At 68.6% G+C, this 7,492-nt stretch carries 6 protein-coding genes; 1 reads left to right on the forward strand and 5 read right to left on the reverse strand.

The window, feature by feature from the left end:
* Positions 1-34 precede the first annotated feature (34 nt).
* A complete protein-coding gene (locus FFS09_RS10285; protein WP_137918775.1) occupies positions 35-2,119 on the forward strand; it encodes a DUF1631 family protein in 2,085 nt (694 codons plus the stop codon).
* Positions 2,120-2,171: 52 nt separating this feature from the next.
* Here FFS09_RS10285 and FFS09_RS10290 read toward each other — a convergent pair whose 3' ends face one another.
* From FFS09_RS10290 to FFS09_RS30615, 5 genes are all read right to left on the reverse strand, one after another.
* Positions 2,172-3,497, reverse strand: coding sequence for a TAXI family TRAP transporter solute-binding subunit (locus tag FFS09_RS10290; protein ID WP_137918776.1), 1,326 nt, complete (start codon positions 3,495-3,497; stop codon positions 2,172-2,174).
* A gap of 71 nt (positions 3,498-3,568) precedes the next feature.
* Positions 3,569-4,285, reverse strand: a complete 717-nt coding sequence (locus FFS09_RS10295) for a copper-binding protein (protein WP_137918777.1) — start codon at positions 4,283-4,285, stop codon at positions 3,569-3,571.
* A 25-nt stretch (positions 4,286-4,310) separates the two neighbouring features.
* A complete protein-coding gene (locus FFS09_RS10300) occupies positions 4,311-4,835 on the reverse strand; it encodes a cupredoxin domain-containing protein (RefSeq protein WP_137918778.1) in 525 nt (174 codons plus the stop codon).
* Between the two features lie 22 nt (positions 4,836-4,857).
* Positions 4,858-6,267, reverse strand: coding sequence for a multicopper oxidase family protein (locus tag FFS09_RS10305; RefSeq protein WP_137918779.1), 1,410 nt, complete (start codon positions 6,265-6,267; stop codon positions 4,858-4,860).
* Between the two features lies 1 nt (position 6,268).
* Positions 6,269-7,492, reverse strand: a 1,224-nt coding sequence (locus FFS09_RS30615) for a TolC family protein (RefSeq protein ID WP_171019960.1), incomplete at its 5' end; no start/stop codon positions are given.

The following is a 7,492-nucleotide window of genomic DNA, read 5'->3' on the forward strand; positions in this document are numbered from 1 at the left end:
ATTCGAACCGCCTCAGCAAGAAAGAGCTGTCTGCATGGACGCCAGCAACACCCAAGCCTTTGACGCCTGCCTGCGAGAAGCCCTTGTCCAGGCCCGTGAGTGGATACCCCGCTGGGTCGGCACCTTGCACGGCACGCTCAGGGAGCGCGAGGCTTCGGCCAGCCACCTGAGCGAGCGGCAGAGCCTGTTGCAAGCCCGCACCACGCTCGAATCGCACCGCGATCTGATGGCCACACGCTTTCTGGCCGTGTTGGGCGAGTCGATGGAGAACGCCTTGCCGCACACCGGCAGCGGCTCGCGCCGATCGTCCACCGTGAGCTTTGACGAGCTGGAGCTCATGGGCGACGACCAGGTGCAGGAGACCGTGGAACAGGCGCGGGTGCAGCAAATCGTCAAGATGGCGGTGGACGAAGAACTCGTGACGCTGACCAAGCGCCTGAACGGTGCCCTGGGTCTCACGGTCGTGAACCCCGAGGCCAACCCGCTGCGCGTCGAGGTGATCGTGGGTGCCCTGGTGAAGTCGCTCAAAGGCCTGCATGTGGACGCCGCGGTGCGCGCGCGCTGGCTGCAGGTTGGCGCGATTCCGCTGGGCGATGCCTTGCGTGAGATGTATGTGCGGCTGAGCCAACAGCTGGACCGCGCGGGCGTGAAGCCCGCAGGCTATGTGGTCACACACATGCCCACCAGCCGCCAGCCGGCCGCCGCGCCCAAGGAGGAAGCGGTGTCGGTGAAGGAGGTGATGGGCGACGACAACCTGCTCACGCTCGACCACCTCCACCAGTTGCTGGTGGGCAACCTCGACCTGAACAAGAACGCGGCCGCGGACAACGCCATGGGCCGCACCTTGGCCAGCGAAGTGGTCACGCTCATGCTCAAGGGCATCGCGGCCGACGAGCGCTTGCTCGCGCCGGTGCGCTACATGCTGCTGGACATGAAGCCCGCGCTGCTGCAGTTGGCGCGCAGCGAGCCGCGCTTTTTCGCGGACAAGCAAAACCCCGCGCGGCGCTTGCTCGACGCCATCACGGAACGCAGCCTGGCGTTCACCAGCGAGCGCGATCCTGGTTTCGAGGCGTTTTCCAGACGCGTGCACGACGTCGTTCGTGCCCTGCGGGAGCCGGGTGCCGACCTGGCCGCCCGTTTCCCGACGCAACTGGACGCGCTCGAGCGCTCGCAGGCCGCCGCGGTGACGCCCGCGCGGGTGCAGGCGCGCGGCCTGGCGGTGCAGACGCTGGTGCGCGTGGAGCAACGCAATTTGCTGGCCGAGCGCGTGGCCACCGAAATTCGCGCCCGCAACGATTTCGACAAGACGCCCGGTGTGGTGCGGCGTTTTCTGACCGGCCCCTGGTCGCAGGTGGTGGCACAGGCGCGCCTGGAAGGGGCCGATTCGCCGAACACCTCGCACAGCCAATCCGCTGCGTCGCGCTACAGCGAGCTCCTGTCCGATCTGATGTGGTCGAGCCAGTTGGCGCTGGCCAGCCTGAACCGCCCGCGCCTGGTGAAGATCATCCCGGGCGTGCTGCGCACGCTGCGCGAGGGGCTGGATTCGATCGACTACCCGCGCGAGCAGACCGAGTCGTTTTTCCAGACGCTCATGGGCATGCACGAAGCGGCCTACAAGACACAGCGCACCGGGGCGCCCGCGGCCGCCGACGAGCAGCACAGCGTTCCGCCTGAAATGGACGACGAGCCGTGGATGCAGCGCAACGAGGCGCGCGATTCCTGCTTGATGGACGACGTGTTCAAGGACGCCCCGCCCACCACCACGCAGCCGGCGTTCCAGGAAACGCAACGCATCCAGCGCGACTGGGCCGACGTGAAGACCGAGATCGCGGCGCAGCGCACCGCCGATTTGCCGGTGGGCACGTGGGTCGACATCCTGCAGGACGGGCAGGCCGCGCGCTGGCAGATCACCTGGGCCAGCCCGCACGGCACGCTGTTTCTGTTCACGGGCAGCGACGGCCGTTCGCTGTCCATGACCAAGCGCGGCTTCGAGCGGCTGCTGGAGCAGGACCGCCTGCGCGTGGTGGCGGACCACGGCGTGGTGGATGCGGCACTCGACGAAGTGGCGCGCCAGGCCTGGCTGAACAGCGCCAAGGCCACCAACTTCGCCGGGCTGTAGGAAGCACTTCCCTTCAAGGGGGTGACGCGCGCAGCGCGGCCGGGGTTTTCGCCTATGTTTTCCGGAGCAGCTTCTTGCGCACCAGGTGGATGTTGTTGCGCAGCGCGTAAAGCTCGTCGGTGTACGACAGCGGCACCACGATCTTCTCCACCTTCGATTCCATCGCGTCCAGCTGGTCCAGCAGATCCTGCGTGCTGGTGCTGCCATTCTCCGCGTGCTGTTCGACGTCGCGCAGTTCGGCATACCAGCGGAACACGCGCGAACGGATGCGGAAGGCGTAGAGCGGCGGCACGATGCGCGAGAGCGGCAGCGCCAGCACGATGATCAGGCCCATGGCCAGCCACACCCGCTCGATCATGTTGGCCAGCCAGAACGGCAGGTAGCGTTGCAGGAAAGGCGCGCCGCTCTTGATGGCGCGTTGCGCCTCCGCGGAAATCGGCACTTCGCTGTGTTCCAGGCTCGGGTATTCGCGCGCCTTGCTGAACCAGCTCGCGCCGCTGTGCAGGCTGGTGGCGGTCTGCGCGAAGAGCTGCAGGATCGCGGGGTGCGTGTCGCTGTGCGCGAGCAGGCTGGTGGTGGAGGCCACCAGGCGCACGTTGCGCGGCGGGATGTTGGCCGCCAGGTCCACCACGCCCTGCGGCATCACCACCGGCGTGAGGTAGCCAAAGCGCCGCGAATAGGCCTCGCTCTGCGCGAAGTCCAGCAGCTTGATGCCCGGTGTCTGCAGCAGCATCTGCACCATCAGCGATTCGGGCGCCGATGCGAACACCACCGCGTCCAGGTCGCCATTCAGAAACGCCACCGTGGCCGGCGTCTGCTCCAGTTCGCTCAGTTTCAGATCGGAGCCGCTGACGCGGTTCACGTCGAGCAGGGTGGAGAACAGGCGCGGCACGCCGCTGCCCGGGGTGCCGACGTTGACGCGCCAGCCCTTGAGCTCCGAGAGCTTGGTCACCACCGGCTTCTTGTGCAGGCGCTGGGCCGAGTCTTCGCGGTAGAACAGCCAGAGCGGTTCGACGAACAGGCTGCCCAGCGAGACGATCGAGTCCTCGTCGTCGTAACCGATGTCGGCCGTGCCGCCCTGCACGAAACCCAGATCGGCCTCACCGTTGCGCAGCAGCTCCAGGTTGGCCGAAGAGCCTTCGGATTGCAGCAGCTCGACGGTGATGCCGTAGCGCGCGAGCGCCTCGGCATAGCGCTTGCCGAACTCGTCGTAGGCGCTCTGCGCCGGCCCGGTGGCGAGCACCACGCGCTTGGGCGGCGTGGGGTTGAGCCACCAGTAGGTCAGGCAGAGCAGGGCGATGGTCAGAAACGCGAAAGGGCCGGCAGACAGCAGCATTTCGCGCAGCGACAGCAGGGTGTATCGCAGGGTTTTCGGCATGGCGCGACATTAGCACGCCATCTCCGGTCCGCCTTTGTGACAGGTTGTTAGAAGCCGCCGTCGGCGTGCATTCAGGGGGCGGGTTCGAGGGCCATCACGGTGAAGGCGCCATTGACCTTGTCCACCATGACGCGCACCTTGTCGCCGGCCTTCACCTTGCTCAGCAATGCGGGGTCGCTCACCTGGAACACCATGGTCATGGGCGGCATGTCGAGGTTCCTGATCTCGCCATGCTTGAGCGTGATCTTGCCCGCGGCGGTGTCGACCTTGCGCACCTCGGCGTCGGTGGTGGGCAGTGCCGGGGCGCCGTCGGTGGATGTTTTCTTGAGGGCGCCCGCGTGGTGCTGGAACACACGCGAGCTGCCATCGCGCTGCACCAGGAGCACGTCGTAGGCGTCGCGGCGCTCGCCATACACCGGCCCATCCATGCCGGGGCTGCCCACCGGCATGCCGGGCACGGCCAGGCCGATGGCGTCGGGCTTCTCGGCCAGCAGTCGGCGGATCTCGCCGGGCGCCACATGGCCTTCGATCGCGTAGCCGCCGACCAGGCCGGTGTGGCACGAAGCGTATTTCGCCGGCAGGCCCAGGCGCTGTCGCACGGCGGTGTTGCCGCTGTCGAAGACCTGGACCTGGAAGCCATCGGCGCGCATCAGCGCGACCCAGTCGGCGCAGCAGCCGCAGTTGGGGTCTTTCCAGACCTGGAGCGGTGGCAACGCGGCCTGGGCGAATGCGCCGGTGGCGGCCAGTGACAGGCCGATGGCGGTGCTGAGCAGGTGTCGTCTTTGCATGGTGTCTAGCTCCTGAAGTGAGGCGTCAGGCCTTGGCCTTGACGCGGATGGTGCCGCGCATGCCGGCCTCGAAGTGGCCGGCGATCAGGCAGGCGAACTCGAAGTCGCCCGCGCGGTTGAAGGTCCAGACGATGTCGCCGGTCTTGCCGGGCGGCACGTGCGCCATGTAGGGCTCGTCGTGTTCCATGCCCGGGTGCTTCTTCATCATGTCGGCGTGGGCCTGCAGGTCCGCGCCGGTGCCGAGCACGATCTCGTGCATCACCTTACCCTTGTTGATGGCGCGCAGGCGCAGCGTTTCGCCCTGGCGCACCTCGAGGTGGTTGGGGCTGAGCTTCATGTCGTCGGTCATGCGGATGTCCACCGTGCGCGTGGCGGCACTGGGTTCGGCGGCGATGCCCCAGGGTTTCTGTTCCTTCACCACGGGCGCGTTGGCTTTCCCGTGCTGGTCGCCGTGCGCGTGCGCGGTGGACAGGAACGACAGTGTCCAGGGCAAGGCGAGCAGGCTGAGCTGGAAGTGGCGGCGGTTGGTTGGCTTCGTGTTCGTGTTCATGGGATGTCCTTTCAGGATCGGGTCAGTGGTGGTGGTGGCCTGCATCGGCGGCCGGCTTGCGAACGGTGGCATTGGCGGGTGCGGTGGCCGCGGCGGGCCGTGTGGCGTCGGGCGCGGCGCCGCTGTCGACCAGGCGCGCCTGCGTGCCGGGTGGCTGGGTGTAGGCGCCGGGGTCGCTGTAGTCGCCCGCCTTCTGGTCGGCGCGCACCTTGAGCGTGGTGAACATGCCGCCCATTTCGATCGGGCCATGGGGGCCGGTGCCGGTCATCATGGGGAAGGTGTTGGCGGGGATTTCCATCTGCATCTCGCCCATGTCGGCCATGCCGCGCTCGCCCATGACCATGTAGTCGGGGCTCGCGCGTTGCAGGCGCTTGACGAGGCCGCGGTGGTCGGTGCCGATCATGGTCGGCACGTCGTGGCCCATCGCGCCCATGGTGTGGTGGCTCTTGTGGCAGTGCATGGCCCAGTCGCCCGGCTCGTCGGCGATGAACTCGATCTGCCGCATCTGGCCCACGGCCACATCGGTGCTCACCTCGGGCCAGCGCGCGGTGCGTGGCACGGGGCCGCCGTCGGTGCCGGTGACCTCGAACTCGATGCCGTGGATGTGGATCGGGTGGTTGGTCATGGTGAGGTTGCCCACGCGCACGCGCACGCGTTCGCCCAGGCGCGCCACCAGCGGTGTGATGCCGGGAAACACGCGGCTGTTCCAGGCCCAGATGTTCTGGTCGAGCATGGTGTTCACCTGCGGCGTCATGCTGCCGGGCTCGACGTCGAAGGCGTTGAGCAGGAAGCAGTAGTCGCGTTGCACGTCCTCGATCAGCGGGTGTTTCTGCTTGGGGTGCGTGACCCAGAAGCCCATCATGCCCATGGCCATCTGCACCATCTCGTCGGCGTGCGGGTGGTACATGAAGGTGCCGGGCCGGCGCGCGGTGAACTCGTAGACGAAGGTCTTGCCGGCGGGAATCGCAGGCTGGTTCAGGCCGCCCACGCCGTCCATGCCGTTGGGCAGGCGCTGGCCGTGCCAGTGGATGGTGGTGTGCTCGGGCAGGCGGTTGGTGACGTAGAGGCGCACGCGATCGCCCTCGACCACTTCGATGGTCGGCCCCGGGCTCTGGCCGTTGTAGCCCCACATGTTGACCAGGAAGCCGGGCGCCATTTCGCGCACCACGGGTTCGGCCACGAGGTGGAACTCCTTCACGCCGTTGTTCATGCGCCAGGGCAGCGTCCAGCCGTTGAGCGTGACCACGGGGTTGTAGGGCCGGCCGGCGCCGGTCACGCCGGGTGGTGTCCAGGGCGCGGCCGTGTCGGCGGAGGTCTGTTGCACGGCCTCGGGGATGGCGGCGAGTGCGACGCGGCTCACGCTGGCGGCAGCGACCGCCGTGGCGGCCGCGCCGGCGAAGAAATGCCGTCGGTTGAATGGGGTGTTGTTCATGTCAGTGTCCTGCGGGCGCGGCGGTGGATGCGGCGCCGGTGGAGGAAGAGGGGGTGGGCTCCGCCACATCGGCGCCACCGATCAGCGCTTGCCAGTCGGCCTGGGCGAGCCAGTAGTCGCGTTGGGCCTGCAGTGCGGTGTCGAGCGAGGCCATGCGCTCGCGCGCGCTCGCCAACAGCTCCCAGGTGCTTTGCAGCATGCCGTTGTAGCGCAGCTGGGTTTCCTGCTCGATGGCCGCTTGCAGCTTCGCCACCACGTCCCGCGCGTGCCGTGCGCTGGCGTGGCGCAGTTGCAGTGCGGTCCAGGCTTCGCGCGCCATGGAGCGCCGCTCGACCGCCAATTGCAGCAGCTGCGCCTCGGCGGCCACGGTGCGGGCGAGGGAGGCGTCGCGCAGCAGACTCAGGTTGTCGATGTGGGGCGCTGCCGTCGCTGGTTGTGCTTGCAGCGCGGTCTCCACGGCTTCGTTCCAGGCCTGTCGGCGTGCCGGTGGCAGTGCGGTCATGTCGCGCGCGGCGAGCAGCCGTGATTGCGCGAGCGTGGGGTGGCTGCGCAGCACGGCAGCTTCGTCGAGGCCTTCACCCGGCAGGGCCTGCGCGGGCAGGTCGGGCAGGGCCACCGGCAAGCGCTCGCCGAGTTGCGCCACGGCCTGTGCGTCCCACTCGCCCAGCAGGCGCGCCAGCCGCTCCTGCGCGGCCAGCGTGTCGCCGCGCGCGTTCACGCTGGCCTGCCAGGCACTGGCTTCGGTCAACTGCTCGCGCATCTGCCGGGCCTGGCTCCAGTTGCCGGCCACCACCATGCGCCGGCCCAGTTCGCTGCCGGTGCGGGTGGCGTCGAGCACGTCGCCGAGCAGGCGCTCGCGCTGGCGCGTGGTGATCGCGTCGATCCAGGCGCGCTGGAGGTCGCGTGCGTGCGCCGCGTACTTCACCTGCACCTGCGCGCGCGCCAGGGCGTTCATGTCGGCGTGCGTGAAGAGGTCGGGCCGGTGTCGCAGCGAGAGCCGCAGCGCTTGCGCGAAGTCCAGGCGCGGGGTGGGGCGTGCGGCGGGCGCCGCTTCAGAGGGGGATTGGCGCGACTCCCAGCGCAGCAGGTCGGCGTGGCCGCGCGGGAATTCGGCCACGCGCTGGTTGGCGCGTTGCCAGACCGCGCGCGCGGCGGCCACGTCGTTGGGCAGCGCGGGTGTGTCGGCGGTGGTGGTGGGTGGCAGCGCCAGGGGCTGGGCCTGGAC

This window comes from Hydrogenophaga sp. 2FB (genome assembly GCF_005503365.1).
Taxonomy (GTDB): domain Bacteria; phylum Pseudomonadota; class Gammaproteobacteria; order Burkholderiales; family Burkholderiaceae_C; genus Hydrogenophaga.